Annotated in this window: 21 protein-coding genes and 4 pseudogenes; 17 read left to right on the top strand and 8 right to left on the bottom strand. The window is 67.7% G+C overall.

The window, feature by feature from the left end; translation table 11 throughout:
• Positions 1 to 134 precede the first annotated feature (134 nt).
• From OHA88_RS07620 to OHA88_RS07610, 3 genes and pseudogenes are all read right to left on the bottom strand, one after another.
• Positions 135 to 485, bottom strand: a complete 351-nt coding sequence (locus OHA88_RS07620; protein WP_328624802.1) for a hypothetical protein — start codon at positions 483 to 485, stop codon at positions 135 to 137.
• A gap of 537 nt (positions 486 to 1022) precedes the next feature.
• Positions 1023 to 1535 (bottom strand): annotated as a pseudogene (locus OHA88_RS07615) (helix-turn-helix domain-containing protein); the annotation flags it as partial.
• Between the two features lie 186 nt (positions 1536 to 1721).
• Entirely contained in the window at positions 1722 to 2225 is a 504-nt protein-coding gene (locus tag OHA88_RS07610; protein WP_425896536.1) for an NUDIX domain-containing protein, read from the bottom strand.
• A 213-nt stretch (positions 2226 to 2438) separates the two neighbouring features.
• Between OHA88_RS07610 and OHA88_RS07605 the strand changes: the two genes are divergently transcribed.
• The gene (locus OHA88_RS07605; RefSeq protein WP_328624799.1) at positions 2439 to 3023 is read left to right on the top strand and encodes a helix-turn-helix domain-containing protein; all 585 of its coding nucleotides are present in this window, start codon (positions 2439 to 2441) and stop codon (positions 3021 to 3023) included.
• A gap of 90 nt (positions 3024 to 3113) precedes the next feature.
• Here the strand turns inward: OHA88_RS07605 and OHA88_RS07600 are convergent, their stop codons facing one another.
• The gene (locus OHA88_RS07600) at positions 3114 to 4205 is read right to left on the bottom strand and encodes an NAD(P)/FAD-dependent oxidoreductase (RefSeq protein ID WP_328624798.1); all 1092 of its coding nucleotides are present in this window, start codon (positions 4203 to 4205) and stop codon (positions 3114 to 3116) included.
• 50 nt (positions 4206 to 4255) lie between these two features.
• Between OHA88_RS07600 and OHA88_RS07595 the strand changes: the two genes are divergently transcribed.
• Positions 4256 to 4978 carry a hypothetical protein gene (locus OHA88_RS07595; protein WP_328624797.1) on the top strand — a complete coding sequence of 241 codons (723 nt, stop codon included), beginning with the start codon at positions 4256 to 4258 and terminating at the stop codon, positions 4976 to 4978.
• Here OHA88_RS07595 and OHA88_RS07590 read toward each other — a convergent pair.
• Positions 4891 to 6012 (bottom strand): PP2C family protein-serine/threonine phosphatase, encoded by a 1122-nt coding sequence (locus OHA88_RS07590; RefSeq protein ID WP_328624796.1) that lies wholly within the window; start codon positions 6010 to 6012, stop codon positions 4891 to 4893. The two genes, OHA88_RS07595 and OHA88_RS07590, sit on opposite strands and share 88 nt — an antisense overlap.
• A gap of 173 nt (positions 6013 to 6185) precedes the next feature.
• Here OHA88_RS07590 and OHA88_RS07585 point away from each other — a divergent pair, with 173 nt between their 5' ends.
• Together OHA88_RS07585 and OHA88_RS07580 are read left to right on the top strand one after the other, a co-directional pair.
• A complete protein-coding gene (locus tag OHA88_RS07585; RefSeq protein WP_328624795.1) occupies positions 6186 to 7217 on the top strand; it encodes a helix-turn-helix domain-containing protein in 1032 nt (343 codons plus the stop codon).
• A 137-nt stretch (positions 7218 to 7354) separates the two neighbouring features.
• Positions 7355 to 10744, top strand: a complete 3390-nt coding sequence (locus OHA88_RS07580; protein ID WP_328624794.1) for a S8 family peptidase — start codon at positions 7355 to 7357, stop codon at positions 10742 to 10744.
• Positions 10745 to 10915: 171 nt separating this feature from the next.
• Here the strand turns inward: OHA88_RS07580 and OHA88_RS07575 are convergent.
• Positions 10916 to 11043: pseudogene (locus OHA88_RS07575) on the bottom strand (Ku protein); the annotation flags it as partial.
• A gap of 448 nt (positions 11044 to 11491) precedes the next feature.
• Between OHA88_RS07575 and OHA88_RS07570 the strand changes: the two are divergent.
• The 5 genes and pseudogenes from OHA88_RS07570 to OHA88_RS44550 all read left to right on the top strand — a co-directional run.
• Entirely contained in the window at positions 11492 to 12301 is an 810-nt protein-coding gene (locus tag OHA88_RS07570; protein WP_328624793.1) for a hypothetical protein, read from the top strand.
• Positions 12302 to 12781: 480 nt separating this feature from the next.
• Positions 12782 to 13630 (top strand): class I SAM-dependent methyltransferase, encoded by an 849-nt coding sequence (locus tag OHA88_RS07565; protein ID WP_328624792.1) that lies wholly within the window; start codon positions 12782 to 12784, stop codon positions 13628 to 13630.
• 174 nt (positions 13631 to 13804) lie between these two features.
• Positions 13805 to 14845, top strand: a pseudogene (locus tag OHA88_RS07560) (ISL3 family transposase); the annotation flags it as partial.
• A gap of 212 nt (positions 14846 to 15057) precedes the next feature.
• Positions 15058 to 15612 carry a hypothetical protein gene (locus OHA88_RS07555; protein WP_328624790.1) on the top strand — a complete coding sequence of 185 codons (555 nt, stop codon included), beginning with the start codon at positions 15058 to 15060 and terminating at the stop codon, positions 15610 to 15612.
• Positions 15613 to 15636: 24 nt separating this feature from the next.
• A pseudogene (locus OHA88_RS44550) lies at positions 15637 to 15819 on the top strand (transposase); the annotation flags it as partial.
• Positions 15820 to 16020: 201 nt separating this feature from the next.
• Here OHA88_RS44550 and OHA88_RS07550 read toward each other — a convergent pair.
• Entirely contained in the window at positions 16021 to 16416 is a 396-nt protein-coding gene (locus OHA88_RS07550; protein ID WP_328624789.1) for a hypothetical protein, read from the bottom strand.
• 410 nt (positions 16417 to 16826) lie between these two features.
• Here OHA88_RS07550 and OHA88_RS07545 point away from each other — a divergent pair, with 410 nt between their 5' ends.
• From OHA88_RS07545 to OHA88_RS07535, 3 genes are all read left to right on the top strand, one after another.
• On the top strand, positions 16827 to 17093 hold the full coding sequence (locus OHA88_RS07545; protein WP_328624788.1) for a hypothetical protein: 267 nt from the start codon (positions 16827 to 16829) through the stop codon (positions 17091 to 17093).
• A 657-nt stretch (positions 17094 to 17750) separates the two neighbouring features.
• Positions 17751 to 18734, top strand: coding sequence for a hypothetical protein (locus OHA88_RS07540; protein WP_328624787.1), 984 nt, complete (start codon positions 17751 to 17753; stop codon positions 18732 to 18734).
• Between the two features lie 526 nt (positions 18735 to 19260).
• On the top strand, positions 19261 to 19578 hold the full coding sequence (locus OHA88_RS07535) for a hypothetical protein (RefSeq protein WP_328624786.1): 318 nt from the start codon (positions 19261 to 19263) through the stop codon (positions 19576 to 19578).
• An 86-nt stretch (positions 19579 to 19664) separates the two neighbouring features.
• Here OHA88_RS07535 and OHA88_RS07530 read toward each other — a convergent pair whose 3' ends face one another.
• Positions 19665 to 20891 (bottom strand): PP2C family protein-serine/threonine phosphatase, encoded by a 1227-nt coding sequence (locus OHA88_RS07530; RefSeq protein WP_328624785.1) that lies wholly within the window; start codon positions 20889 to 20891, stop codon positions 19665 to 19667.
• A 608-nt stretch (positions 20892 to 21499) separates the two neighbouring features.
• Here OHA88_RS07530 and OHA88_RS07525 point away from each other — a divergent pair.
• From OHA88_RS07525 to OHA88_RS07505, 5 genes are all read left to right on the top strand, one after another.
• A complete protein-coding gene (locus OHA88_RS07525) occupies positions 21500 to 22102 on the top strand; it encodes a DUF5994 family protein (RefSeq protein WP_328624784.1) in 603 nt (200 codons plus the stop codon).
• Positions 22103 to 22149: 47 nt separating this feature from the next.
• Positions 22150 to 22653: a DUF5994 family protein gene (locus OHA88_RS07520; RefSeq protein ID WP_328624783.1), complete on the top strand. Its 504-nt coding sequence runs from the start codon at positions 22150 to 22152 to the stop codon at positions 22651 to 22653.
• An 817-nt stretch (positions 22654 to 23470) separates the two neighbouring features.
• Complete coding sequence (locus OHA88_RS07515) at positions 23471 to 24118, top strand: CPCC family cysteine-rich protein (protein WP_328624782.1); 648 nt, start codon at positions 23471 to 23473, stop codon at positions 24116 to 24118.
• Between the two features lie 296 nt (positions 24119 to 24414).
• Positions 24415 to 24753 carry a hypothetical protein gene (locus tag OHA88_RS07510; RefSeq protein ID WP_328624781.1) on the top strand — a complete coding sequence of 113 codons (339 nt, stop codon included), beginning with the start codon at positions 24415 to 24417 and terminating at the stop codon, positions 24751 to 24753.
• A 119-nt stretch (positions 24754 to 24872) separates the two neighbouring features.
• Positions 24873 to 25346, top strand: a complete 474-nt coding sequence (locus tag OHA88_RS07505; protein WP_328624780.1) for a hypothetical protein — start codon at positions 24873 to 24875, stop codon at positions 25344 to 25346.
• Positions 25347 to 25600: the final 254 nt, after the last annotated feature.

Raw genomic sequence — 25600 nt, 5'->3', positions numbered from 1 at the left:
AGCGTTGTCCTACAGGCAATGCCCATGACGACGGGTCCCGACCGTACTTCCTGGTCAGGGGCCGTTCATCTGCGGTGGGTGTGGGATTGAACCCACGGTGACATCGCTGCTACGACGGTTTTCAAGATCGTGGACTAGGTCTGGATCGGAGCCGGACGCTCGTACCCGAGGATGTCGTGAACCCATCGATCGAAGTACCGGGCCTCGGTCTCTCGGTCACCCTCGATGGTCAGCCACTCACGGGCGGCGGTGAACATATGCGTCTCGGCTTGATCCGCTTCCGCAGGCCGGAGCTCGACCCAATCGGTCAGCGCGCCCCAGATGAGATGGAGCGAAAAGCACGCTTCGTCACCGTCATCCCCTGGCCGCTCACGCATAGCGAGACCCCAGATCTCCAACGCCGGGTCGTACGGTGAAGCATCGCCGTTCAGCATGGCCGCCGCATGCGCTCTGACCGTCCCGCGAAACGCCTCCGAGTCCTCCATGATCTAGAGAATAGGGGGCGCTAGCAGTCGAGGCGCGTCGCGGGTTGCCCGTACTTCATCCCGAAGGACCACTCCGTCGAGTGACGGGTGTCACGTCCGGTGAACTTGATCCCATTGGCACGGTGCGCGACTTGGGCCAGGCGGATAGCTTGGCTGCCGTATCGAGGACAATTCCACGACGTTCCCGGCTTCGAGGCTTTCGGCGAGCACGATGACAGACATACGACCTCTTGGTCTCCCTACGCTGGTTGAGCTGCGGCTGTACAGCAGCGGAGTACAGCAACCACCGCGACCGTAGTCAACTGGTATCGGTCCGAGATGCCTAAGCGACCGACCCGGCAGACTTCAATGACTAGCCCGCCCACAGTTCGCATCGAGAGGGTCACCAGCAGGGAACTCGTGCCACTCTCGTGCCAGAACGGGCGGGGAGCCAAGGGGAATCGCGGTGCGCAGGGGTGCATGCCGCCCACTGCATCCAAGGCGGGGAATCCACAGGTCAGGCCGACGATCGCCCCACCTCGCTCCTAAAGCGGTGGTCCGAGTCAAGGGTGCACGGGTAGAGGCCGCAACATCGTGAACCTTGTCGACGAAGTACGGGTCGGTCGACAGCTTGAAGGTCTCCGAGCGGTGCGGCTGCAGGCCGAAGGCTCGCCAGATCCGTGACACCGACGACTGCGACAGGCCCATCTCCTTGGCCATCGACCGTGTCGACCAGTGTGTTGCGTTCTTCGGAGTGGATTCCAGTGTCCTGGTGACCACCGCAGCGACCTGCTCGTCCGTCACCGTCCGGGGTCCGCCCGGACGCGGCATGTCACCACCAGCGATTCGGTACTGCACGGACCGGGACCGCCGGCGGCCCACCGCCTGTGGCGTGGAGCCGAGTTGAGCAGCCACGTCCTTGTTCGAGGCACCCTCAGCGCAAGCCAGAATGATCCGGCATCGCAATGCCCACGCCTGCGGCGTGGAACGACGCCGCACCCACCCCCCAAGTGCGGCCCGTTCCTCATCCGACAACGTCAACTCGGCCTTCGGCCGCCCCATCCGCGCCATAGAGCAAGACACATCTACATGGAATTCCCGACTCAAAACACTAGACGGCTGAGACGGAGCGAGCTAGTTGTCGTCAACCCAGCACCCTGACCAGGGGGTTTCTGGACCGCTGAGCACGACAACTGTCGTCAGATTCGCATCGTTCTTGGCATCTACCGCGCTTATTGCAAGTAAAGGCGGGCAAGGTCAGGACTGCGCGGTCCGGAACGCGAGATACCGGCTGAAGGCTTCGTGGCTGTCGGGGGTGAAGCGCCACTCCAGCAGGGCCGGCCGCAGCTCCGGCTCCGTCAGCCAGCCATGCCAGGCGACCTCATCGGGATCGGGGACCACGGCATCCGGCACCACGGCTTCGTGCACGCCGAGCCAGTGAGGGCTCATACCGCTGCGGTTGAGGAACGTGAACAGCAAGCGCGGCAGCACAGGAATGCCCAGCTCTTCAGCCAGCTCCCGCGCGGCGGCCTGTTCATAGGACTCGCCGACATCCACGGCGCCACCGACCACGACCTCGTAGAGCCCGGGGAAGCGCGACCGCTGCTCCGACCGCCGGTGGACGAGGATCCGCCCACGCTCATCACGACACACCGTCACGGCGACCCGGTGCAGCCAACCCTCCCGGATGGCCTGCCGGCGGCTGACCACCACCCCCAGCACACGATCTTGACCGTCGACACGCTCCACCAGTTCATCCACGACGCACACCCTGGCAGAGCCCACCGACAACGCCGCTTCCCGGCGCCCCGTGGAGGGCGTCCCGAGAGCACCTGCACCAGGAGGTCGGACGCGAATGACGGCAGTTGTCGTGCAAATACGACACCTATCGTGCTCAGGCTCAACGGCCCGACGTCGCTGTGCGGTGCCACGCCGAGCTCATCCACTTGCAATTGTTCATGCCGTTTCAGCAAGATGATGGACGTGGACGAGCTGAGCACCGTACTGGCCGCTGTCGGGCCGCGACTGCGCGCACTGCGCAGGCAGCGCGGCATCACCCTGGCCGACCTGGCGGAGACGACCGGCATCTCGGAGAGCACGCTCTCGCGACTGGAGAGCGGCGGACGGCGGCCGACCCTGGAACTGTTGCTGCCACTGGCCCACGCCTACGGAGTGCCGCTCGACGAACTGGTCGGCGCACCGCGGACCGGGGACCCGCGCGTGCACCTTCGTCCGGTACGCCGATCCGGGATGACATTCGTGCCGCTGAGCCGCCGGGCCGGCGGAATGCAGGCGCACAAACTGGTGATCCCGCCCAGCCGACAGGACACCGAACCCGACCTGAAAATCCACGAGGGGCACGAATGGGTCTACGTGCTGAGCGGCCGGCTGAGGCTGCTTCTCGGAGACCAGGACCTGGTTCTCAAACCCGGTGAGGTGGCGGAGTTCGACACCCACCTGCCGCACTGGCTGGGATCTGCCGACTCCGATGCGGTCGAACTGCTCGTCCTCTTCGGCCCGCAGGGTGAACGTGCCCACTTGCGTGCCCGCGCGACCTGACCGCATGCGGTAGTCCGCGCCCGCTCACGAGGCGGGAGGCGGTTCGCGGCCGGCGGTCAGGAAGCGCACTCCGCCGGCCGGCGCGGGGAGTCACCGACCGGTGGGGTGACCCGGGTGGAGCAGCATGTCGAGTCCATGGCGGCGATTCCCGAGGGTGCGCTCGCAGCCGGCTGCCTCAGCATCCGGGCTGAAGGCATCGACGAACCGCGTCTCCTTCCGGCGCGCCACCGCGGCATCGGTGTCGGCGGCCACGAGATCGGCGTTGATCGCCGCTGCGGCCTGTACTCCGGAGGCCGCGGCGGCAGGGACTCCGCCCAACAGGTCGGTGACGTTTCCGGCGACCCACACCCCGGCGACACCGGTGAACCCGCTCGCGTCCGATTGCATGTAACTCCCCACTCCCATGGGGTGCTCCACCGCAGTCAGCCCGAGGCCCGCGAGCACCTCGCCACGGGTGTCGAACCGGGGCGCCACCACCAGAGCCCGCACCGGTACCCGCAGGCCGGAGGAGAGCCGCACAGCCGACAGGCGGTCGTCGCTCACTTCGAGAGCGGCGACCTCTCCGTCGACCACGCTGATTCCGCGAGCGGCCAACTGCTCCCACTGCTCCTCGCCCGGGTCGTCTCCGGTGTGCAGGAAGAGAGTCACGTCCGCCGACAACTGGCGGAACAGCAGCGCCTGATGCACTGCGGCAGGCCCGTCGGCCAGCACTCCGATCGGCGCATCGCGCACCTCCCACCCATGGCAGTACGGGCAGTGCAGCACATCGCGACCCCACCGCTCCCGCAGGCCGGAGACATCGGGGAGCTCGTCCACCAGCCCGGTGGTCACCAGCAGCCGCCGTGCACCGTAGCTCCGGCCCCTGGCGGTGTCCACGACGAACCGTTCGCCGTCACGGCGGACGGCCACCACCCTGTCCGACACGACCCCCCCGCCGTAACCGATGACCTCCTCCCGACCCGCCCGCAGCAGCTCACGCGGCGCGATTCCGTCGCGCGACAACAGCCCATGAACCCCGGATGCGGGCGCGTTGCGCGGCTCCCCGGAGTCGACCACCAGCACCGACCGCCGGGAACGCGCCAACGTCAGAGCACCGGACAGCCCGGCGACCCCACCTCCGACGACCACGACATCTACAACAGCATCTGCCTCAGTGAGGCTGTTCTTCTCCGTCTCATCCATACGGACACCCTGCGAGCCACCCGAGCGAGGGGGCAAGGTTTCTTGCTGTTATGGCAAGTCCGCTCGCAGTCGAGCGACGGCGCATCGGGCTCAAGGAGATCCGAACCTTGCACGGTGGCACGGCAGCGGCGCGCGAGGCCGTCAGGGCCCGCGGCGCGTCGGGCACGACCCTGCGGCGCGACGGGCGAGAGCCGACCGGGTTCGCCGCCGTGCTCCAGAGCCTGATGGCCGACGAGGTCGGGGACCTCCCGGCCGGCGGCGGAAGCGTCCTGGACCAGTGGCCCGGCATCGCGGCCGCCATCTCCCCGGCCCTTCCCGAGCACGTCCAGGCCGTCGCCTTCCACGCGGAGAGCGGACTGCTGGACCTGCGCCCGGACTCGTCTGCGTACGCCACTCAGCTGCGGCCGATCAGCGCGCGGATCGTTGCCGCGGCGAACGAGACGGTAGGCACTGCGGCGGTTCGCACGGTCCGGGTCCTGGTCGTCGGCGCGACTGCGGTCAACGCCCCGGACGCGAAGCAGTCACATGATCGGCCGGGGGCGCCCTGGCGTTCTCAGCGGCCGGTCGCGCCGAGGAACACCACCGCTCCGGCGATGACGAGCACGGCGGAGTGGAAGGTGTGCCGCCGCAGGCCGAAGGAGGCTTCTGCCGTGCGCGGGGCTTCCCTTGTACAACGAAAGACATCTCAGCGGGTCGGTGACCGTCGCACAGTCAGCACCGCTACGTCGTCGTGCTGGCCGCCGCCCCCGGCGAACGCACGCGCGTCGTCGTAGAGCGCACGCGGCAGGTCGGTGGGCGAGAGCGATACGCGTCGGGTGAGGCTTTCGGTGAGGGGGTAGAACACACCGTCCGGGGCGCGGGTCTCGGTGAGTCCGTCCGTGGTCAGGAGCAAGGTTGCGCCGGGCGGAAAGACGAACCAGTCGACCGTCGCGGGTTCGTCTGCGAGCTCGGCGAGACCGAGAGGGACACCGGATGTGAGGGCCGGTGTCGTCACGGTGGCTTCCTGCAGCACCTGTGGCAGGACGTGACCGCAGTTGATGGCCTGCGCTTCCGCGCCCGCGTCGATGTTGAGGATGAGCGCGGTGACGAACCGTTCGTCGTCGCCGGTCTGCGCGGCATAGGAGTTGTGCCGGACGACGGAGGCGTCCAGGGCGTCGACAAGCGCGGTCAGAGTGGGCTCCCGGTGGGCCGTCGCACGGAATGCGCCGATGACGGCGAATGCGGCGCCAACCGCCGGGAGGCCCTTTCCCTGGACGTCGCCGATCAGAACCCGGGTCCCCCACGGTGAGTCGACGACGTCGTAGATGTCTCCGCCGACCAGGCGGTCCTCCTGCACGGGCTCGTACACGCCGTTCACCAGGACGTCGTCAGTGAGCATGGGTAGGGGGCGCAGGATGTGACGCTGCATCGCGGCCGCAGTGGAGCGCAGCCGAAGCATCTCCTGCTCACGGTTGATGCGGCGGTGGCATGCGTAGACGGAGGCCGCACCCAGGACGAGGGTGAGCAGGATCATGAGGATCCTGTCGAGCCACGGCCGACCGTCCCCGTGCCGCACCAGCATGGTGACGATGACGACGAGTTCGGTCCAGGCGAACACGAACTTCGTCTGGCGAACGGTGCACAGTGCTGACGCCGCCCCCGGAAGGAACACGAGAAGCCCAAGAAGCCACACCGGGGACTCCGACAGGACCCCCAGAATCACCACCAGCAGGGTCACCGAGGCGACGACGAGCACCACTTCGGCCTCGCTCGGCGGTGCGATGGCCTCGACCGAACTCCTCGGCTTCTTCGCGTGCGTACGGAGCACGGGACCTCCCGGTCAGATGGTGCATTTCTCCCTTACCGTAGGCAGGCCCCGACCGCGGGGCGACCACGCCTCGCCGGACTGCTGCGTCTCTCCAGGCTGCAGACATTGCGGGCCGCCACAAGGTGCACCGGGCGGCGGGGATAGGGTTCCCCTCGAGGGGAACGGGGAACTGGATGCTGCAGGCACTGGGACTGGGCGCAGCCGAAGGAGCCGTCTACACCGCTCTGCTGCCCCGGCCGTCCGCCTCTGCCCAGGACCTCGCCCGGCAGACCGGACTGGAGCGAGCCGAGATCGCCCGCGTCCTGCGCGACCTGGCGGCACGCGGCCTCGTTGCGGTGGTCTCCGAGGCAGGCGGCGAGACACTCGATCCCACCGGCCCGGGAGTCAACGGCGGAACCACCACCCGGTACCGGCTCACGCCACCGTCCGTGGCCCTCGCCCCGCTCCTCGTCGAACAGCGCAACGCGCTGCAGCGGGCGGAGACCGCCTTCTCGATGCTCACCGAGCAGTATCGGAGCGCCGCCGCACATCCCGCGGGCAGCGTCGTGGAGGTGGTCGTCGGTGTGGAGCAGGTCGCCCACCGGTTCCACCAGCTGCAGCTCGGCGCGCAGCGGGAGTTGCTCGTGTTCCTTGTGGGCGCGCCGACCGCGGTACCGCGCGAGGACACCGACATGGCGGAGAGTTCCGCGCTGGACCGCGGGGTCGAGTTCCGGGTCGTGGCCACCCAGGACTACCTCGACGGGCACGAGGTGGCACCGGACATGCGGGCGGCCATCACAGCAGGGCTGGAACTCCGCCTCGTCGAGACCTTGCCACTGAAGATGGTTGTATCGGACCGGGAGCGCGCCATGGTGCCTCTGGACGTGGCCGGTCCTTGTGGCGAGCCGAGCGCCATCGTGGTGCACCGCAGCGGTCTCCTCACGGCCCTGGTGCACCTGTTCGAGAAGGAATGGGACCAGGCCCGGCCGCTGCACCCCACTACCACGGGTGTACGGGTGCAGGCGGCAGCGGAGCAGTGGCCGACCGAGGGCGAACTTGAAGTCCTGTCCCTGCTGTTGGCGGGGGTCTCCGACCGGCGTGCGGCTTCCCAGCTCGGCGTCTCAATCCGGACCGTGGAACGGCGAACGCGCCGCCTGATGGACCTTGCGGGAGCGGATTCCCGCCTGCAGCTCGGCTGGCACGCCGCCCGAGCGGGCTGGCTGTGACCGGCATTCTGTCGTGACCGCCTGACGGAAACCCGACATGCGGGAAACCCGTCACCCGCGGGCGCCCCTTTGCCCTCCCCACCTCTGCCAGGCTGCAGCCGCACCACGGCATTCGATGGCGTCAAACAGGGAGACTCATGCGTCCCATCACGCGTATAGCCATAGGCGCGGCGTCCGCCGCGGCCTTGGCTTTCAGCGCGGTCACACCGTCCGGGGCGGCGGATACGCCGCATGACGCCGACTCGGGGAAGAGCCCCGTCGTCGGCAGCGAGGCCGCACAGCAGCGCGGCAAGCAGACGATGGTCACGCTTGTCACCGGCGACAAGGTCCTCGTGACCACGGGCAAGTCGGGCCGGAGCTCGGCGGCGGTGCTGCCCCACAAGGACGGCACGCAGCCGATGTTCCGGACCTACCAGTCGGGCAAGGACCTCTACGTCTATCCCGAAGGCGTCGCCCAGGCCATCAGCGAGGGCAAGGTCGACGAGCAGTTGTTCAACGTCACCGGGCTCATCCGCCAGGGGTACGACGACGGGCACACCGACACACTCCCGTTGATCGCCACTTACGGCAACAGCGTGGACGTCGCCAAGAGCGCACCAAAGGCACCTCGCGGCTCCGAACGGAGCCTGTCGCTTCCCGCCGTGGGCGGCGTCGCGCTCAAGGCGGACAAGGACACTGCTGCCACGTTCTGGCAGGACGTCACCGACTCGCGTTCGCGTTCCGCTTCCGCGCTGAAGAAGCTGTGGCTGGACGGCAAGGTCGAGGCCACGCTGGACCGGTCCACCCGGCAGGTCCACGCGCCCGAGGCCTGGGCGGCCGGCTACGACGGCAAGAACACCAAGGTCGCCGTGCTGGACACGGGCGTGGACGCCGAGCACCCGGACCTGGCGGACCGGGTTACCGCCTCCGAGAACTTCACGGACTCCAAGACCACCGACGACCGGGTGGGCCACGGAACCCACACCGCCTCCACGGTCGGCGGGTCCGGAGCCGCCAGTGAGGGACGCAAGAAGGGCGTGGCCCCTGGTACCTCCCTGCTCATCGGGAAGGTCCTCAACGACGGGGGGTACGGTCAGGACTCCTGGGTCATCGCGGGTATGCAGTGGGCTGTCGACCAGGAGGCCGACGCCGTCTCCATGAGCCTGGGCAGCCCCGCGACCGGGGACTGCACCGACCCGGTGGCGCAGGCCGCGAAGCAGCTCGCGCAGAACACGCGCACGCTGTTCGTCGTCGCCGCGGGCAATGCTGGCTCCGGCATCGAGACCGTCTCCTCGCCCGGGTGCGTGCCCGACGTACTGACCGTCGGCGCCGTGGACCGGGACGACAGCACCGCCTGGTTCTCCAGCCGTGGCCCCGTGGCTGTCACGCACACGCTCAAGCCCGAGATCGCTGCCCCCGGCGTCGACATCTCGGCTGCCAATGCCGGCGGGCGCGGCGTCTACGCCTACCAGTCGATGTCTGGCACCTCGATGGCTACTCCGCACGTCGCAGGCGCCGCGGCTGTCCTTCGCCAGGCGCACCCGGAATGGACCGCACAGCAGATGAAGGCCGCCCTGGTCTCCTCCGCTCGCACGGGCGGCAAGGTCGCCGGCGCCGACCAGACCGGCGGTGGAGTCCTCGACGTGTTCGCCTCGGTGAACCAGAAGGTGCTCGCCGCACCCGCCGTCCAGGCGGGCAGCTACAACTGGCCGCAGGACGCATCGGACCGCACCACCGTGAAGGTGCCCTTTACCAACACCGGCGCCAGGGACCTCACCCTGGGCTTGAAGGTCAACGGCGTGCACGGCAACGACGGCAGCACAGTCCGCTCCGGCATCATCAAGACGGAGCAGCGCAAGGTGACGGTCCCCGCGGGGGCCACCGCCCAGGTGCCGGTGCAGATCGACCCCACTGCCCGTCTGAAGGACTCCCAGTACGGTGCGGTCACCGGCCGGATCCTGGCCACTGGCGGCGACGTGCACGTCACCGTGCCGATCACGCTCTACGTCCAGCCGGAGACGGTCACGCTCCGGGTCAAGATGCTGGACCGAAACGGCAAGCCCGCGACCGGCCCCTCCTCCGTGGACCTCGTCAGCCTGGACACCGACAAGGGAGAGCGCCGCAGCAACTCCGGAGCGGCCGACCAGACCTACAGCGTCCGCCCTGGTAACTACTCCCTCAGCAGCTTCGTGGCGACATACGACCTCGACGGCGCGCCCGAGTCGATCAGTTACCTCGCGCAGCCGCAGCTACGGATCACCCGGGACACGACGGTCGTCCTCGACGCCCGTCGCGCCCATCGGCTGAGCCTGCACACCGACCGGCCCGCGAACGTTGACACCACCACGTTCAGCTACTCCCGCACGTGGGACGACACCTGGCAGATCTCCGGCTCACTGACGGCCGACGGCGATGTCCGGAAGTTCTACGCGGACATCGACGGGCGTGCCCAGAACGGCACGTTCGAGTTCCGGCCCACCTGGCGTGCGACCGGCTCCCAGGGCGGCTCGCCCTACGCCTACAACCTGACGTATCCGACTCGGGGACCACTGCACACCGACAAGGTCTACCGGCCCAAGGATTCCCAGCTGGCTCAGGTCACCGAAACATGGAACGCAATGGGCAAGGAAGGAAACTACCTCGACGCCCTGTTCGTCCGCCCCTCCGGGAGCAGCAGCGACTATGTCCCTGTGAGCCCGTTCGGCGCGGTACATGTGCCCGCTACCCGCATCGCCTATTACACGACCGGCGACGACATCTGGTACCACGGCGCGATGACCAGCTTCCCGTTTGCCGCGTTCATGGGCGACCAGGAGCGCACCTACCGGACCGGACAACGGAGCGCCGAGGAGTGGTATCGCGGCCCTCTGCGACCGGCCGCCCCACGTGACGCCGATGGCAAGCCGGTGCTGGCCGCCGAGCGGCAGGGCAACCTGATCGGTATTCAGACCGCGCTCTGGCTCGACGGATCCGGCGACCACTGGTCCGTCGGCGGGTCGTTCGGCGACCTCGGCAACCTCGTGCTGAAGCGCAACGGCGAGAAGATCGCCACCAGCGCCTGGCCTTACGACGCGTTCAAGGTGCCGGACGAGGACTCCGCCTACGAACTCACACAGAACCTGAAGAAGATCCCGAGCTCGGACCCGAGCTGGCTGCGCTCCACCGCCGTCACCACCTCCTGGACCTTCCGCTCCCACAGAGAGCCGGACGTCTTCTCGCGCGGCCTGCCGATCCTTTTCCCGGCGTACGACCTGCCGGCTGACGGTATGAACACCCTGCCCGCGCAGAACGGCACAAAGGTTGGCCTGTCGGTTGAGGGGCACGCCGGATACACCCCGGGCGCGATCACTGCGGCCGCGCTGTCCTACTCCTACGACGGCGGCACCACCTGGATCCAGGCGACGACCGAACAGCGCGATGGCCACTGGACGGCCGTCCTCGACCATGCCGGTGCCTCCGGCAACCAGGTCACCCTGAGGACGACCTTCACCGACGCCAACGGCAACACGGTCACCCAGACGATCACCCGCGCCTACGACGTCCGGTAATCACCCCGGTCCGGGCCGCGTGGGCCAGTACGTTCACCCACGCGGCCCTGTGGGTCCGGGGTGTGAATACAGGAATTGGGACTGCTACCACGCCACTCACTGAACGAGCACGGGAGGCCGTTGGAGGCGCCTCCAACAGGTTCTCAGGACATTCGTATTGCGGTCGGTAAAGTCTGCCGAAAGGCAGTGACTGTCGGTCATACGGACCGGGTCGGTCGATTCACGGTCGACGACCGCCATGATCTCGATGGCCTTCGCCGTGGGCAGATCTGGTCGAGCTCTTCGTCCGTGATCGGGAGGCCCGAACCGCCGACGGTTGGGGCCTCTGACTCTGTCCGCGAGTTCCGCGTGAGGCACGGTGTCGTCGTTCCTCCGGATCGTTCGCCGTAGCGCGCGTCTTGTCGATCACCCCGGGCCGGCACAGCCCGAAAGAGACGGCCCATGGACGCGACGATCGCGGTATTCACAAACCCCGCCATCGCACTGATACTGACAGTGACGGATCAACATGGAACTACAGGACAGTTCCGCCGGACAAATGGGGGACCCGTGATCTTCATTGTTTCCACGGTGGTTGTGCTCGCGGCCGTGGCGGGGGTGTGCTTGGTCGTACTGCGGCGCAGAGGCGGCTCGGGGGAAAGTGGGGCGCTGCAGCGTGGGGCAGCGGACCAGGGACTCGCACAAGGGCTGGGCATGACCCCCAGGGCATAACTACCCACCCTACGGGACCACTTCTGGAGTGGCGAAATGTCACTGCCTGCCGACCGAACCGCCCTGGACCTCCTCGATGCGCACCTGGAGGCGCTCTGGGACGGAACGGACCTCCCGCTCCCGCAGGGGCCGGTCTGCCTTGCAGCGGAAGGAGGGGGCGAGCTCGCCCACTGGGCCCTCGACCAGCTCCGACGTATCCCCTGCGAGCCGAAGGACATCTTTGCCCGCCAAGTCGGCGGTCTGCTGGCGGAGTTCCGCTGCCGTCGCTGTCCCTGGAACGCGGCGGCGCTGCGGCTGCTCGACGACACGTACACCTTCGCGGCTACCGGCCCCCGGCGGCATGATGACTGGGCGTACGACGTCCACGCCGTACTGCACCGGTCGGTCCCTGACCCTCGGGGCTGGGTCCGACTGGACTGGGACCGCACCAACGCCGCCCGCCACACGGTGCCCGCGTATCCCTTCGACCCCCCGGACGCGTCAGAGTTCCCCGACCGCCTGTACCCTCTGGAGGCGCAGGCAGCGGTCGCCGCGCTCGCCATCATGGCCGAGGAATGGCAGTCGGAGCCCGCCCCCGTCCGCTCCCGCCCGGACCGGGACGCCGTGCTGGCGGATGCCCGAACCCTGCTCGACCGGTACGGGCCCACCGCGCGCTACTGGACCAACGCGACGGCCGCCGCCTCTGACCCGGCCCATGACTTCCTTGCAGCAGGCCTCCAGGGCACGGAATCCCATGGTTTCCTCACCTCCGAATACCTCAACGGCCTCGACTTCTTCGAGGACCTGGGCCTGATCGCGGTGACCGACGACGAGGTGGGTGTCTTCTGGTCGTTCGGGGCGTACTGACGATGTTCGGAGAAGGCCACCTGGCGACCGGCCACCACCGCCTTGGCGACCCCGCGGCCGGGCACCGCCGCCGTTGAGGCCTGCCGTGCCCTGGCCGACCGCCTTGGGGTGCCGTTCCACTCCGCCTCCCTGGACCTCCCGATGACGAGGCCCCTCCGGACAGCCCAAGGTCCGTCCGGAGGGGCCTGATCGGAAGGTGGATCGAGACGACGTTCGGGAACAAGGCCGGCCGCCGGGTGCCTCGTTCTCGTGAACACCGCCCCGGACTGATCCGGCCGCCTCCCGAGACGGTGAACAACCGCTGTCGAAACTTGGGTTCTGGTCCACTTCGTGTGCTCGCGTACACAGGGTGACTGTTGATCTTCGCCTAATGGTGGTTTCAGTGGTCGTAGGCGGTCGGTGCGCGCATGACTGGCTGGCCGCGCATGAACCTGGCTCCCCGCATCAGGCCCCTTGGAATCGATCATCTAGGCTGGCGCGGTGGTTGATGAGCAGGAGCGGGTGCAGCCGTCGGGAGTCTGGGCCACGGCGGTGGGGGTGGCCAGGGTGCGGGCGCTGGAGACCGAGCGGGAGAACGCGCTGTTCCGCGACCCACTCGCACAGGCCTTCGCCACCGCCGGCGGCCTGTGGCCCTCCTCGCCGCCGCCCGATGACGAGGCCGCGCGACGCCGCCGGCTGGCCGTGTCGTTCTCCATCGTCATCAGGACGAAGTTCCTCGACGATCTGTTGCAGCAGGCCTCCGCGTCCGGGGTCCGGCAGGTCGTGCTGCTCGGCGCCGGCATGGACAGCCGGGCCTTCCGGATGGACTGGCCCGAGGACACCCGGCTGTTCGAGGTCGACACCGCCGCGCCACTGGACTTCAAGGCTTCGGTGCTGCGCCAGGAGCGGGCCGTCGCACGCTGCGAGCGGATCACCGTCGCGGTGGATCTGCGTGAGGACTGGCCAGGCGCGCTGGCCGCCGCAGGGCACGACCCGGCCGTGCCGACCGCGTGGATCGCCGAAGGACTACTGATCTATCTGCCCGAGGACGCGGTGGAGCTACTGTTGGCCCGGATCAGCACGCAGTCGGCGGCAGGCAGTCGGATGGGGCTGACATTGGGCTCGCGCGGCGTGATCGAGCGCTTCGGCGCGGACGCCGCGCCGGGATCGGCAGCGTCCATGTGGGTCTCGGAGATGCCCGACGACCCGGTGGGCTGGCTGGTCGGGCACGGCTGGGAGGCCGACAGCCACACCCTGCGCGAGCGCGCTGCCGCCTACGGCCGCCCGATCAGCACCCCGCCGCAGCGTGAGGAGCGGCCCGGCGGACTGATCTCGGCGGTCCGCCGGTAGAGCGCCTCCCGGTTCCCCAGATGATCGATTTCAAGGGGGCCTGATGAGTGGAGCCAGGTTCATGCGCGGCCAGCCGGTCATGCGCGCACTGACCGCCTACGACCACTAAAGTCCGCCCGAAAATCACCTGGCTGGATGGTGGTGTGAACCGTGCTCATCGACGTCGAGACACGTCGCCCGGTCGACCTCCTTCCCGATCGGGAGGCGGACACGCTCGCGGCCTGGCTCGCCGAGCGGCCGGTCATTGAGATCGTCTGCCGTGACCGGGCGCCCTTCTTCGCCGATGGTGCCACCCGCGGCGCCCCGCAGGCCCTCCAGATCGCCGACCGATGGCATCTCTGGCACAACCTGGGCGAAGCCGCCGAGAAATGCTTCTACCGGCACCGTGGCTGCTTGCATCCCACGCCGGCCCAGCCTGAGGAGCCGCAAGAAGAGGCGGAACCAGCTGCGTCGCCCTGGCCGACAGGGCACCGGTTCGCCGAACGCACCCGCGCCAAGCACGCCACCATCCACGCTCTTCTCGCCGCCGGGAACAGCAAGCGGTCCGTCGCCCGGCAGCTCGGGATGACCCTCAACACGATCTTGCGTTTCTCCCGTGCCGCTACTGCGGAGGAGATGTTCACCGGGCAGCGACAAAGCCGTGTGACCAGGCTCGATGACTACAAGCCCTACCTCGATCAGCGTTGGCAGGAAGGCTGCACCAATGCCTGGAAACTGTTAGGAGGAGATCAGGGAACAGGGCTATCCCCGCGGCTACGCCAGTGTCCGTGTCTACGTCAGCAGGACGCTTCGCGGCAAACCCCAACCGATCGGCCCCGCCCGCCGTCAGCCCGGGCCGTTACGCGCTGGGTCCTCACCCACCCCGACGCCTTACCCGAAGGCGAGCGGCTCCAGCTCAAAGCCGTCCTGGCCAATTGCCCCGAGCTGGCGGCACTTGCCGAGCACGTGCGGTCCTTCGGGCACATGGTCGCTCACCTCCAGGGTGACCAGTTGCCGACCTGGATCGAAGCGGCTACCTCCACCACCGAACTGCCCAGCCTCCGGAGCTTCGCCCAACACCTCGAACGCGACCTCGACGCCGTCATTGCGGGCCTCACACTGCCCTGGAACTCCGGCGTCGTGGAGGGTCATGTCAACCGGATCAAGATGCTCAAGCGCCAGATGTTCGGCCGCGCAGTAGTCGAGCTCCTGCGCAAACGAGTCCTGTTGGCGTAACCGGGAGTCACGCGACCACACGAAGTGGACCAGAGCCGAAACTTGTGGACATGGCTACACAGGGTGCACAGCAGGCCGCGGACGAGACCGGACTCGTAGGAGTGGTCGGGCACCACGTTTCCGCTGGGTCATGTCTCTGCGATCATCAGGTTCTGGGGGCGCACCGGTTGGCCCTCACAGGCCATGTGATGGGATAGCAGATCCTGAGGGAAGTGCCGGAAGCAGTGGCGGAATGCAAGAGATCTCCTGTAGTAGCAAGCGCGCTCCTGCTGGTGGCAACTGTGGTCACCGGCTGCGTCGTCAGCCCTGTCGCCGACGCGAAGGGCGAGGCCTCAAAGACCCTCGAGATTCACACCGACACCGAGCCGCTGGCCAAGCGCCTACCGAAGCTCGGTCGGATCGTCTCGGCGCACTGGCAGCAGGAGGCTCCCGGCGGCGACAGCCGAGTGCCTGGACCTACGGACTATTACGTCAGCGCCCTCATGAAGCTCGACCCTGGCTCGGTGGCTGTCCTGACGGCGTCCACGCAGATGCAGCCGGCGGTCATCGGGGCCGGGCCTGAAAGCATCTCCATACCCGTCGAACTCACCGAGTTTGCACCGGCGGGGGCGCAGTGGGTCCACAGCAGAGTGCTCGACGAGAGCTTGGTGCGCGCCGACTCTGCAAAGCTCTACTTCGACCCGGGCTCGGACACCGTCTACCTCTCTGCCACCAACGTGCACCTGCCGAATGCCGTGACGGTCCACGTCGGTCCGGACGGCAACTAGGGTCCGTCTTCAGAGATCATTCGAGTGGGGGATCACGGTGTTGTGCTACGCCGAAATGAACTCGCAGACCAAGAATGGGAGTTACTGGCTCCCCTCATACCCCGGACCGTGACCGGAAGACCTCGGGTTGACGACCTTCAGGTCATCAAGGGCATGGTCTGCAAGATCCGCACCGGCATCACGTGGCGTGACCTGCCCGAACGCTACGGCCGTGGAAAACGGTCTACACCCGCTTCCGCCGATACGCCCTGGAGGGCGTCTTCACTCACGCCCTCCAGCAAGTCCGGTCCCGGGCCGATGCGGCCGGTGACATCGATTGGCTGGTCCAGATCGACTCCACAGTCGTCCGCGCACACCAGCACGCCGCCGCCACCGGCCGAAAAGGGAGCCGCTCCGGCCCTGCTGAGGTCAAGCCAGCGCAGGCATGAAGCCGCCGCGGACCCTGCCCGAGGACAGCAGGGCAGACCAGTCGAGTACGTCGGGCAGTTGGTCCAAAGACAGGACGACTGCTCCACCGGCCTGCTCGGCGTCCTCGCACCAGTCGGCCATGCCGCTGGATGCACCACCATCGTTGGCCCCGCCGACCACCGGCGCAGCGAGAGCGGGGACGACGAGCCCGTGGTCTCCCGGTCCGTCTACGACACACAGAGTGAGTCGGGGGACGATGCTCCAACCCTCACACCGGGGCACCGCCCCGTCGGGCGCGGCCAAGAGCGGCAGGGCATCGTGGACAGGCGCGTCGGCCAGCAGGAGCGCGGGCGTGGCGCCACGCACGAACAGAGTGTTCTCGGGATCCAGCAGCATGGGAACACTCTCGCAGGCTGGGGAGTAGGAGCGGCAGCCGGGTGCGTCAGCCTCAAGAGATCTACTTCTGGGGTCACTCGGGAGACTGAACCGTAGGCTCACCGCGGCCGGACTGACGTCCACACCTGACATCGACTGCACCGGACAGGGACAGACGGGGCGCCGTTCGCGGGTGCCGGCGGATTCATGGCGAGCGTCGTGTGCTCCCATCCTGACCACCTTCGCCCCAGGCAGAGCCGAGCAGTCGCGGCCCAGGGCGTCAAGGTCATTCGTACAGTGGCTCGCTCCCGCCCTGAACCACGCCCGCTCCACAGTGTGTGGGCCGAAGGCGGACGGGATGGGAGCTGGGGGTGGGTGGTGGCTGAGGACGATCGTTGACGCACCCAGGGCAACCCGTCAGGATGCGCGTCATGATGCAGCTCAGCGCCCAGGCCACCCACGGCGGTCAAGTGTTCCTGTTGATCTGGGGGGTGGGCGCGCTGGTCATGGGGTCGGCACTCGCCTCGAAGAAGGGGTCTGGCCGGTTTCGCAAAGTGATCGCGTCCGGACTCCAGGGAAGACCCATCGAGCAGGCCCGCGCGCAGAACTTTGGTGGCCTGCGAGTGATAGCCACCGTGCTAGCCGTAGCAGGTCTGATCGGAATCGGGGCGGCCGTCGACCTGCTGACGCGAGGCTAGACGACAGTCAGCATTGTCAAGGCAACGTGCAACGACTGACATCAGCGGCTGACACCAACAAGCGTGACCAGCGGCGGTCAAGGCGGGACCTCAGCAAACGATAGCCCGAGGCGCATGGCTAGGCTGTCGACGTCGACAGCCCCCGGTGACCGACCTGAGAAGGATGAGGCCACAGGTTCAAATCCTGCGACCGCCCCGCACGTCGCCGTCCAGCTCGACAGCGAGCATGGAGGCGTTCACGTGCACCGTCACCGTCTACCCGGCATAGATGCGGCCGAGCGGGACTCTTTGCCAACAGACCATGATCGTGCCCTGGCTGCCGATCCGCCGTTGCACCCGCACGCAACTGCGCGCCCGTACTGAGCGGGTTGGGCCGCACCCGCAGCAATTCACGTTGCGTCCAGGCATGCGGCGAAATTCAGTCGCTGACTGCTGGTCTGGCCCACTACCGTCGCGCGCATGAGGGGCGACCGTTTGCGCGTGCTGTGGCTCCGTGGGCCGTCGGGTGTCGGGAAGTCCTCGGTCGGCTGGGAGATGTTCACACAACTGAGTCGGATGGGTGTCAGGACAGGGTTTGTCGACAGCGACCAGATCAGCCTGTTCCTCCCGGAACCGGAGGGTGGCACCCATCGACTCCGGGCTCGGAATCTCGCTGCGATGTGGCCCAATTTCCGTGCAGCCGGTATGCAGTGCCTGATCCTGTCCGGCTATGTCGACACCCCCGCGGAGGTAAGCGAATACACGGAACTGCTCCCGGACGCCGCGTTCACGCTGTGTCGGCTGCGCGCCGAGCCCGCCGAGCTCAAGCGGCGGTTCATCGACCGGGGATGGCGTCCCGACCTGGTGGATGAAGCCGTCGCCGAGGCCGAGGCGCTGGACCGTAGCGACATCACAGACATGTACGTGGAAACCGATGGGACTACCGTTTCCGAGGTGGCCCGGATAATCCGCGAGCAGGTCGGCGGATGGCCACGCGCCACCCCGGCAGTCCAGCCGAGCGGTCTTGTCGCGGGCCCGCTGGCAGCGCCCGTCGGTGCCTCCCCCACCTCCGCCCCGGTCCCAGTGCTCTGGCTCTGCGGCGCCACCGCAGTCGGGAAGTCGACAGTGGGCTATGAGGTCTACAGCCAGGTCGTACGCGCCGGCGTCCCGGCCGCGTATGTCGATCTGAAGCAGATCGGCGCCCTGCGTCCCGCCGCGGAGGACGACCCGGGCCGCCACCACCTCAAGGCACATAACCTCGCGGCCATCTGGGCCGGGCATCGCGAGGCCGGGGCCCGGTTCCTGGTCGTTTCCGGGGACGCAGACCGAGATGAGACCGTCCGCAGCTATGCCAACCTGCTTCCTGGAACGGCACTGACCGTCTGCCGACTTCATGCAGGGCCCGCCGCCCTGGCGGAGAGGGTCGCGGAGCGCGGCGGGGGACATGGCCCAGCGATTCCCGGTGACGGGATCAAGGGCCGGGACGCCGATGGCCTGCACCGCATCGCCGAACAGGCAGCGCGCGAAGCCGCGGCGCTTGACCGTGCCGGGGCCGGCGACCTGCGTGTGGACACCGACGGCCGGTCGGTGCATGACGTGGTCGGACAGATTCGGGCCCTCATCGGCGGTCAGCTGGGGCCATCCTCGCCACCATTCCCGTGATTCCCCGCTGAGGACTGCCCGATTGAGCAGCGACTTCGGTCACGGCCGCACCGACCTGCACCGTCAGGACGGCCCGATACCTCTGTTCGACGACTGAACTCCACCAGCGCCAATCCCGGCCTCCCGCCACGCGCCGCAATGACGCGCACAGCAAAGCCGATCACGGCCACTGTCAACCATCAGCTGGGACCGAATTCTCAAGCATCTCCCGGGACCGGACATTCCCATAGGGATGGAGTGAGTAGAAACCTTCTCTACGGGTTCAAGGCTCCTCGCTCCGCTCGTCGCGCGCTCCCCGGCTCACCGCCGGGGCCCTGCGCTCCTGTCTCCGCCCCGCTCTGGGCCCCGGCTACGCCGGTCGCGCAACTAGAGCGAGACAACCTGGACGAGGTGGCTACGCCCACGAGTTCCGACAGCAGCGGCGGATGCGGCGTTCGGCAGCTGGAGCATCCCGATGGCGCCGCTGTCGCCGAAATCACAGCGCTGGGTCTAGCTGTCCACAGCAGGCGTGGCCATGATCGGGAGCATGGACGAGGGGGGTTCGATGCTGCACGTCATTTCGCTGGTCGTCGTGGGGGTCGCCGTGGTGCTCTACGTTGCGGCGGGTGTCCTGGCCCTCACGACCGGCCGGGTTGTGCCGTGGCAGCGGGGGTACATCCTGCGGCCCCGGCTGTGGGGCTCCGGAGCCCTGGTGTTCGGCGCGGGGATGGCGCTGACCCAGTACGCCGGCACGGTGCACGACCTCACCAACTCCGACGCCCTCTTCGCCTGCAGCATGCTCATGCTGATCTGCGGTGGGGTCCTGCAGTACGTCGGCCAGCCTGTCGGCCGCCTTCGCAAATGACGGCTGCACGGCGCTCACCCTCCTGAAGGACGCCGGATACCACCTGGTAGCTCGGTGGCCACGTACTCCGGGCCGACGCGCGGCGCTCAGTCAAGGACCGCGAGGGGGTCGGCGGCGCCTCCGTGCCACTCGATCATGAAGAGGGTGGCGTCGTCGCTGGTGTGCCCGCGCCGTTGCCACTTCAGCGTGTGGGAGAGCCGTCGCAGATCCGCCCGCAGCCCGTGCGACGGCTCCTCCCACAGGCGGTTCACGCAGCGGATGAGGCGTTCCTCGCCGAACTGCTCCCCGTCGTTGACGTGTTCCTCGATGATGCCGTCGGTGTAGCACAGCACCCGGTCGCCTTGCTGAAGCGTGTGCTCTCTGATCCGGGGCTCCTTGCCGCCGAAGCCGACGGGCAGCGTCGTCGCGCTCTCCAGCTGCTGCACGACCCGGCCGTCGCGGATCAGCAGCGGCGCGGGGTGGCCCGCGTTGACCAGTGCCATCTCACCGGTGTCGATGTTCACATGCATCAGCTGCGCTGTGACGAAGTGGTCGGGACCGAACTGCCGCGAGATGGCATCGTCCATGAACGCGTACTTCTCGGCCAGGCTGACGAAGTCGCGCCGGGCATGCCGGTAGGCGCCGATGGCCACGGTCGCCATCGTGGCAGCGTCCAGGCCGTGGCCCATCGCGTCGATCACGGCCGCGTGCAGGATGTTGTCGTTGAGGGCGTAGTCGAAGCTGTCGCCGGCGATGCGGTAGGCGGGCTCCAGGATGCCGGCCACCTCGACCTGCGGCAGGGACATCGACATCGGCGGCAGCAGGCTCCACTGGATCTCAGCGGACACGCTCATCGGCTCACGGCGCCGGGCCCGGAAGAACTGGTCGGTGTAGGCGTTCTTGGTGACCAGCAGGTCGGCGACCAGGCCGGAGAGCCGACTCAGCAGCCGCCGGTCGTCGTCGCTGACAGCGTCCAAGGTGAGGGCCATCACGCCCACCGTGTCGCTGCCGTCCAGCAGCGGCAGGTACATCCGCACGCCCGAAGGGCTCTGCGACACCTCGACGACACCCCCGCGCAGGAACGCCCGGCCGGCGGGGGAATCGATGATCGGCTCGGGCTGGCTGACGTGCAGTTTCCTGCCCGGAAGCGGCACCAGCAGCTCCTGCGCGTAGTCCTGGAGCAGGATGGAGACGTCACGACCTCCGATCCTGACCACCTCCTCCGCGACCAGCGGGGCGATCAGATGCGGCGGCAGCAGCCGCGCCCTGTCCAGCAGCAGACCGAGCAGCCGCTCGCCAAAACCCTCCGACCGATCCACGCTCTCCTCGCCCATGGCCGGTATGCCACCTCCTTCCCGCCATCGCCCCCGTCACCGCCTCCGAACAACGTGACCGGATACGCCCGCCCGATCGGCTCATTACGCCAAGCGCGGCATGTCGGCCCATGACGTCGGCGGTCCGCGGTTCACTCGGAGCTATGAGCAAGGCTGGGCAACCCCGAGGCCTCCCGCGCAGGTAGGCCGCTGAGAGGGAAGCGCCGTTGGTGCTTCCCTCTCAGCTGTTCATCAACCGATGGTTTCCGGCGAGTCGGCGTGCGCGGTCGGGGACATGAGCAGGGGTGCGGCCAGGGCGGCTGCTGTCAGCGAGGCGGCGGCCAGGCGCCGGGCGACGGTAGAGGCGATCACGGCGGGGGTAACGAACCGGCAATCACGAGGACACGAGCGGTGTTCCCTCCGGGTGTGGTGAACGGAAGGTTCCGGCATGCCGTTCGATCCGTCGGGGGCAGCTCGTATCCGCCGGGCTGCCGCACTCCGCCGGATGCCCCGCCGGAGTATCTTGGACATACCCAGAACATTCCGTACATGAGTTTCCGAGCCCGTGTCGTTCTTGGCGATTCACAACGCCGGGCCGGTGTAGATCGGCCCGGGGCAGGGTTCGCGTCATGACTGCGACCATTCTGTACACGTCCGCGGTCGACGACCGGACCTTCTCTTTGTCCTCGTTGCCGCCGCGCCTCTCTCTGGCCCCGGCCGGCACCGATCCCGCTCTGCTGGACGGTGCGTGGTGGCCGCGGTCGCGCGATCTGACGGCGGAACTTCCCGCGCTGACAGCGGTGCTCGACCCGCTGTGGGGGCGGATCACCCGCGTGACGGTGAACCCCACCGTCTGGCCCGTGATCCCACAGAAGGTGCCCGTCCGGGGGCATATGGTCCACCTCGGCTGGTTCAAGGCCGAACAGGACCCGAACAAGTTGCTGCTCCTCTCCTACACCACCGGCCGCTGGGACCTGCTGGTGATCCCACCGCAGACGGACCCGGGTACCGCCGCCTGGCTGCTGACCGCAGCCGCCGATCCGGCACGGAGCCTCACCGCGAGTGGGCTGATGCGGGAGGCCGAGCTCTTCCGGGCTGCGGCCGAGGCCGACTGGGACCTCGTCCGGGAGACGGTCTGGGACTCCGAAGGCGGCCACAGCGCCCGTCCGGCCTCGCGGCGCCGTCCCGGAGCAGTCGTAGCCCAGGCGCCGGGCGCGAGGGAAGGGATGTGAGGCATGGAGATCTTCATCGACGTGCACGCCCGGAGGAGTGGCTTGCCATGACTTCGGACGCGCATGTCCCTGGCCGTACCGATGACGCGGCGCCGCTCCTGCTCCTGTCGGACACGAGCGGCCATCCGATCGTTCCCGGGGTCGCGGTGCTGCGGATGGAGACGACCCCCAATCGTGAGGGGATCTTCGACGGTGCGTGGTGGCCGCGTACCCGTGACGCAGCGTCCGAACTGCCCCGGCTGATCGAGGCCTTGGTCGCCCAGCTGGGAACCGTCGCGCGGGTCGGTCTGGACGCGAGTGCCTGGGACGATGCCCCGGGCCACCTCGTGATCGGTGGCCGGACCGTCCGTATCGACTGGTCCGCCGTCGACGACAGCACGATGATCGTCACGCGTGGTGAGCAGGACCACTTCTCGTTCCTGGTGATCCCGCCCCAGGCCGGTGCCGCCGCCGCGCGCGCTGCGATGGCCATGGCCGTGCAGGACGGAAACAGCACGCCCGCGGAGCAGATCCTCATGGGCATGGGCATCATCCCCGCACCACCGAGTTGATGCGGACATGGAAGCGGCCCCGATGGTCTCGCCACCGGAGCCGGCCCTTCCAGGGCGCCACACGTGAGAGTGTGCGTCCTTGCTCCCAGAATACACCGCAAATCAACCTAAAACGGATTCACTCCCCGTCTATTCCGTATTGCCGTGCCGTTGCCCTGCTCTGCGCCACAGGTAATGAGCATTGCTCCAGGAGTCCGACCGGGGAGGTTGTACGCCCCTGGAGGGTATGTCCAGGGACGCAGTCACCTCACGGACGTATAGCGCTGCTTCTCAGAGGCCGCGCTGGCATGGCGTTCGCCCTACCAGCGGATACCAACGGATCAACTGGGCTACCGACGCAGCAGCACTGTCGAGCACAATCACGCCGCCGGCCCTGGCCTGGCTGAGGCGGTACAGCACTGCGGCAGCCGGCGGAGACCGCAGCCAGGAGGCACCGAAGTCGGCATCCCGCATGTCAGACCCCAACTCGCCCCAACTCGCTCCTAAAGCGGTGGTCCGAGTCACGGGAAAGCTTCTTCACCTGGGCAGATAGCATCCCTCGCCATGAGGCGTTCATTGATCGCGCTGACCAGCGCAGGGGCAGTCGCTCTCGGCATAGGCGGGTACGCCGTCGGGGCAGCGCAGCACGACAGCGTGTCCGGGCGGTCCGCGACGTGCGAGCAGGCCAAGCGGGAGTTTGAGAAGCGGGCCGGTCAGATCCGAAGGCAACTGCGACGGGAGTCTCAAGAGGGGGAGACTGATTCCCGCCAGAGCACCGTAGACGCGACGCGGGCGAAGATCATCAGCGTGCTCGTGGAGCAGAATCCAACGTGCTTCGATGTCGGGACTCGTGCAGCAGCGGCGGTCATTCAACAGCGTTCCCCTGAGGGCCAAGCGGACGCTGCCGTGTGTGACCTCACCGGCATCGAGCCCGAGAACTGTTCCGTCGCGGCTGACTGATCCGGTAAAGCCTGGGACTCTAAGGTGTGCCCGATCCGTGCCCGACAGGTCGGTAAGCCACGGTCAACAGCGGATGCCAGGGCGAGCCCGAAGGTTCCCTCTGGCACCCATTGCCGCTGGTCAGGTCGCCAACCATGCCCATAGGCCCGGTAATTCCCAAGCTCATGGCTCCACTGGCTGGGCAGCTCGTACCTATTGGCTCGCGATCGGCGGCGATGCCGGGCAGGATGCCGTGATGGTCACTCCATTCGTCAACATCCAGGGGAAGGCCGAGGACGGTTCCTACCCCTGTCCTTGCTGCGGCTTCCTGGCGCTCGGTGAGCGCAGCAACTTCGAGATCTGTCCCGTGTGCTTTTGGGAGGATGACGGGCAGGACGACCACGATGCTGACCGAGTGCGAGGCGGCCCGAACGGCCGGCTGAGCCTCACGGAGGCACGAAGGAACTTCCGCGCTTTGGGGGCTTGCGACGAGCGATGTACCCAGTTCGTACGCGCCCCCCTGCCAAACGAACACCCCACGGTCTGACATCACCAGCTGACATCAACGTCGCCAGACGGCAACGGATCCCGGCGACTGGAACTGGACTACGGACCGCCCGGCGGGCACGAGTCCGAGCCATCCACGCTGCTGAAGGATCGAACTCCTAAAGCGGGTGTCGCAGGTTCGAACCCGGCCGAGGCCCGTCAAGGGTGCGGTTCAGCGGATCAAGGCCGGGGTCAGAGGGAGAGCGGTGCCAGTCACCCATTCTCGACCCCAGGCCAAGCCGACCGCTACCAAGGCCGTCCTGCCGGAAACCCCCAAGTGCACCGATACTCACAACCATGGACATCCGTCTAAAGACCTTCGTTACCGAGGCGTCGACGAGGATGAACTTCCTGCGTGACGAACTCGGTTGCATTGGTCCCGAGGCTCACCATCCCAGTGACAGCTACCCGCTGGTGATCAGCGTCCAATACCGCCGTCGCGATCTGACCGTAGAAGTCTTCCTGCTACTCGCCTACGCCGGTGAGGAGTACGTAGCCACGAGGTTGTCACTCGGCGGCAGATCAAAACCCCGGCAACAGGAAGTCGGCTCAGACACTGCGCACACGGCCTACGCGATGCGCCTGGCGCTCGACCGCCAAGCCGCGGCGTTACGTGATGCCCTTCGCGATGTCTAGCGGCGTCCCCGCTACGAGCCCGACCCAGCAGGCAGCCGCGGTGAATGGGCAGACCACCTCGGTGACCGTCGGGCCGATAGTTCGCATGCTTGTCAGAGGCATCCGCTAGCTTGCGGAGCATGGGAAACTCAGGCGGATCATTGACGACCCGGTCCACGGGGGAACTGCACCAGCTCATGCGGGCAGCCGGGTTCACGGGCATTGACGGCACGGACACGTTGGCGGAGGGCTGGCAGACGACGCACTTCGCCGACGCCGGACGGCGGAGCCTGACGACCCTCGTCCAGAGAACCGGGACACCAGCCGTGATGGTGTCTTTCCTCGACAGTGACGTGGGGTTCTTCGAGGCGGCCACGCCGGACGGCAGCACCTGGGAGGCTCTGCTCAATCGCGACATGGCGACGAGCTACGAAATACCTCTGGAGCAGTTCCCGATCGAACCCGCCGTGGCCGGCGCGCTCGCCTGGGCGGCGACTTCCGGGCTGACGCCCGATGAGGAAGCTGTCCGGCAGACGCTCACCGGGTCGGCCCTGTTCGCGGAAGAGCTCTCCTCAGCCCTCTTGGCCGCTCTGGGTCTACCCGGCGCAACCTAGTCCACCCAAGCCAGCACCTGCGGAATTTCGTGAACTTGCAACTTCAGTCATGGGCGAGATCCTCTTTCCCGAGGTCGAGGTCTTGGCTGCGGCAGGTGAGGCAGCGTCAGCATGCGCGGCGGTGGACGGCAGCTGAGCAATGGCGGTGAGGAAGCAGACCGGTTGTCGCGCCATGTGACGAGAGGCAGCATCTGGTTCTGCTGACGTCGTGCCTCCGGTGAGACCCGACTGGACTGGGTGTCTCCGTCGAGTAG

The sequence above is a fragment of the Streptomyces sp. NBC_00353 genome (assembly GCF_036108815.1).
Classification (GTDB): Bacteria; Actinomycetota; Actinomycetes; order Streptomycetales; family Streptomycetaceae; genus Streptomyces.
This window is presented reverse-complemented; position numbering and strand designations above follow the sequence as displayed.

Bases quoted from the DNA above. Each gene is read 5' to 3' on its own strand.
- OHA88_RS07530 (WP_328624785.1), bottom strand. From the start codon at position 20,891: ATGGGCGAGGAGAGCGTGGATCGGTCGGAGGGTTTTGGCGAGCGGCTG.
- OHA88_RS07595 (WP_328624797.1), top strand. From the start codon at position 4,256: ATGGCAAGTCCGCTCGCAGTCGAGCGACGGCGCATCGGGCTCAAGGAG.
- OHA88_RS07580 (WP_328624794.1), top strand. From the start codon at position 7,355: ATGCGTCCCATCACGCGTATAGCCATAGGCGCGGCGTCCGCCGCGGCC.
- OHA88_RS07535 (WP_328624786.1), top strand. From the start codon at position 19,261: ATGGACGAGGGGGGTTCGATGCTGCACGTCATTTCGCTGGTCGTCGTG.
- OHA88_RS07515 (WP_328624782.1), top strand. From the start codon at position 23,471: ATGTCGGGACTCGTGCAGCAGCGGCGGTCATTCAACAGCGTTCCCCTG.
- OHA88_RS07585 (WP_328624795.1), top strand. From the start codon at position 6,186: ATGCTGCAGGCACTGGGACTGGGCGCAGCCGAAGGAGCCGTCTACACC.
- OHA88_RS07545 (WP_328624788.1), top strand. From the start codon at position 16,827: ATGATGCAGCTCAGCGCCCAGGCCACCCACGGCGGTCAAGTGTTCCTG.
- OHA88_RS07570 (WP_328624793.1), top strand. From the start codon at position 11,492: ATGTCACTGCCTGCCGACCGAACCGCCCTGGACCTCCTCGATGCGCAC.
- OHA88_RS07510 (WP_328624781.1), top strand. From the start codon at position 24,415: ATGGACATCCGTCTAAAGACCTTCGTTACCGAGGCGTCGACGAGGATG.
- OHA88_RS07605 (WP_328624799.1), top strand. From the start codon at position 2,439: ATGATGGACGTGGACGAGCTGAGCACCGTACTGGCCGCTGTCGGGCCG.
- OHA88_RS07505 (WP_328624780.1), top strand. From the start codon at position 24,873: ATGGGAAACTCAGGCGGATCATTGACGACCCGGTCCACGGGGGAACTG.
- OHA88_RS07600 (WP_328624798.1), bottom strand. From the start codon at position 4,205: ATGGATGAGACGGAGAAGAACAGCCTCACTGAGGCAGATGCTGTTGTA.
- OHA88_RS07550 (WP_328624789.1), bottom strand. From the start codon at position 16,416: ATGCTGCTGGATCCCGAGAACACTCTGTTCGTGCGTGGCGCCACGCCC.
- OHA88_RS07520 (WP_328624783.1), top strand. From the start codon at position 22,150: ATGACTTCGGACGCGCATGTCCCTGGCCGTACCGATGACGCGGCGCCG.
- OHA88_RS07525 (WP_328624784.1), top strand. From the start codon at position 21,500: ATGACTGCGACCATTCTGTACACGTCCGCGGTCGACGACCGGACCTTC.
- OHA88_RS07540 (WP_328624787.1), top strand. From the start codon at position 17,751: ATGTGGCCCAATTTCCGTGCAGCCGGTATGCAGTGCCTGATCCTGTCC.
- OHA88_RS07620 (WP_328624802.1), bottom strand. From the start codon at position 485: ATGGAGGACTCGGAGGCGTTTCGCGGGACGGTCAGAGCGCATGCGGCG.